Annotated in this window: 3 protein-coding genes; all 3 read left to right on the forward strand. The window is 74.8% G+C overall.

What is annotated here, in order from left to right:
- Window positions 1-268: 268 nt before the first annotated feature.
- On the forward strand, window positions 269-1,414 hold the full coding sequence (locus AC1HC7_RS11440; protein WP_479498068.1) for an NAD(P)/FAD-dependent oxidoreductase: 1,146 nt from the start codon (window positions 269-271) through the stop codon (window positions 1,412-1,414).
- Window positions 1,389-1,688 (forward strand): (2Fe-2S)-binding protein, encoded by a 300-nt coding sequence (locus tag AC1HC7_RS11445; RefSeq protein WP_479498067.1) that lies wholly within the window; start codon window positions 1,389-1,391, stop codon window positions 1,686-1,688. Before AC1HC7_RS11440 ends, AC1HC7_RS11445 begins: the two co-directional genes overlap by 26 nt.
- On the forward strand, window positions 1,685-2,680 hold a 996-nt coding region (locus tag AC1HC7_RS11450), incomplete at its 3' end, for an NAD(P)/FAD-dependent oxidoreductase (protein WP_479499033.1). The genes AC1HC7_RS11445 and AC1HC7_RS11450, both read left to right, overlap by 4 nt.

Genomic DNA, 2,680 nt, shown 5'->3' on the forward strand with positions numbered 1-2,680 from the left:
GCGGCGCTGCGCCCGCCCGCCAGCGCCGCCGCGACGCAGTCGAGCACGCAGTCGTTGAGCGCCGCGCGCGTGGCGGCGCCCAGATCCCCGGCCTTCGGGGCCAGCGCCAGATCCGCCAGCGCCCCCACGGCGTCGCGCGCCGGCGCGCCCGTCATCGTCGATGTCTGCATGGTCGTCCCTGCATGTTGGCGGCGCGTCACTCTGACCCCGAATGCCATGGACGCGAAAGCGCAAAATTGTCTAGGCTCCGGCCGGGGAGGCGCATCAGGTGGATTTCGACACCATAATCATCGGCGGCGGGCTGGTCGGCGCGGCGCTGGCCTGGGGCCTGGCGCGGCGCGGCGGCGATGTGGCGGTGCTTGACGAGGGCGACGCGGCGTTTCGCGCCTCGGCGGGCAATTTCGGGCTGATCTGGGTGCAGAGCAAGGGGCTGGGGATGCCCGCCTACGCCGCCTGGTCGCGGCGCTCGGCGGATCTGTGGCCGGATTTCGCCGCGCGGCTTGAAGCGGAGGCCGGATTCGGGATCGATTTCGCGCGCCCCGGCGGCCTGACCCTGTGTCTTGGCGAGGCTGAACTGGCCGCCCGCGCGGCGTTTGTGGAGCGGATGCGCGATCAGCAGGGCGCGGGCGCCTATGGGGCGCGGCTGCTGGATCGCGACGCGACCCGCGCGCTGGTCCCGCGGATCGGGCCGCTGGTGACGGGCGCGTCCTTCTGCCCCGATGACGGTCATGTCAATCCGCTGCTGCTGCTGCGCGCGCTGCACGCGGCGGGGCGCGGGCTGGGGCTTGCGCATCTGCCCGGCGCCGCGGCGGCCGTCGTGGCGCGGCGCGGCGCGGGCTACCGGATCACCCGCGCCGACGGCGCGACGCTTGACGCCCGCCGCGTGCTGCTGGCCGCGGGGCTGGGCAACGCGGCGCTGGCGGAGGGGTTGGGCAAGGCGTTTCCGGTGCGCCCGCAGCTGGGTCAGATTCTGGTGACCCAGCGCACCGAACGCTTCCTGAACCTGCCGCTGTCGAAACTGCGCCAGACCGCCGAAGGCGGGGTGATGATCGGCGACAGCAAGGCCGATGCGGGGTTCGACACCCGGGTCAGGGCGCGGGACGCGGCGGCCATGGCGGCGCGCGCGGCGCGGGCCTTTCCGCATCTCGCCGACGTGGCGGTGGCGCGCGCCTGGGGCGCGCTCAGGGTGATGAGCCCCGACGGCTTTCCGATCTACCAGACCTGGCCCGACCTGCCCGGCCTGTTCGCGCTGGGCTGCCACAGCGGCGTGACCCTCGCCGCCATCCATGCCGAGATTCTGGCCCCGGCGATCGCCGCCGGCGGCCTGCCCGAGGAAACCGCGCCGTTCAGCGCCGACAGATTCGAGTTGACCCCCGATGCAAAACCCCTTGTTCAGACCGGCGCCGCGCCTTGATCCCGGCGGCGAGGAAATCGCCTTCAGCTTCGAGGGCCGCGCGATGCGCGCCCCGGCGGGCGCGACCGTGGCGGCGGCGCTGCTCGTCAACGGGGTGCGCGCGTTTCGCGAGTCGCCGGTGTCGGGCGCGCCGCGCGGGCCGTTCTGCATGATGGGCGCCTGTTTCGAATGCCTGGTGGAGATCGACGGCAGGGCGGACCGGCAGGCCTGCGGCGTCGAGCTGGCCGCCGGCATGGTCGTGCGTCGCCAGCGCCGCCCGGATCCGGCGTCATGACCGCGCCGAGCGCCGCGAAACAGCATGATCTGGCGATCATCGGGGCCGGGCCGGCGGGGATGGCGGCGGCGGCGCTGGCCGCCGAACTGGGGCTGTCCTGCGCGCTGCTCGACGAACGCCCGGCGCCCGGCGGCCAGATCTATCGCGACCTGGAAAGGGTGGCGGCGCGCGGGCCGACCGGGCTGGCGGCCTTCGGCGCCGGGTATCGGCGGGGCTTGCCGCTGATCGCGGCGCTGCGCGCCTCGGGCGTCGATTATCGCCCCGGCGCGCTGGTCTGGCAGATCGAATGGCCCGGGCGGCTCTGGGCGATTCGCGACGGGGCGGTCGAAACCGTCGACGCCGCGCGCCTGCTGATCTGCGCCGGGGCCCGCGAACGCCCGACGCCGCTGCCCGGCTGGACCCTGCCGGGGGTCTTTGGCGCCGGGGCGCTGCAGATCCTGCTGAAATCGGGCGGGCTGGTTCCCGACCCCGCCACGGTGTTCGTGGGCAACGGCCCGCTGCTGTATCTGCTGCTGGCGCAGTGTCAGGCGGTCGGCGCGGGGCCCGCGGCGGTGCTGCTGACCAACGATCCGGTGAACCTGGGCGCGGCGCGGCATGCGCCGGGGTTTCTGGCCTCGGGGATGATGGGCGAGGCCATGGGGCTGCTGCGCGCGCTGCGCCGTTCGGGCGCGCGGATCGTGCGCAACGTGCGCGATGCGGCGATCATCGGCGCGGACGGCGTCGAGGCCGTCGCCTTCACCGCAAGGGGGCGCGCCGAAACCATCCCGGCCCGCGTCGTCTGCCTGCATGAGGGCGTCATTCCCGACACGCAGGCCACGCGGCTGCTGGGCTGCGATCACCGTTGGAACGCGGCGCGCCAGGCGTTCGAACCGGTGCTGGACGCCTGGGGGATGACCTCGGTCGCGGGGGTGCATGCGGCGGGCGACGGCGGCGGCGTGGCGGGCGCCGAGGCGGCGGCGCTCGGCGGGCGGCTGGCGGCGCTGGAGGCCGCC

This window comes from Oceanicella sp., from assembly GCF_056449545.1.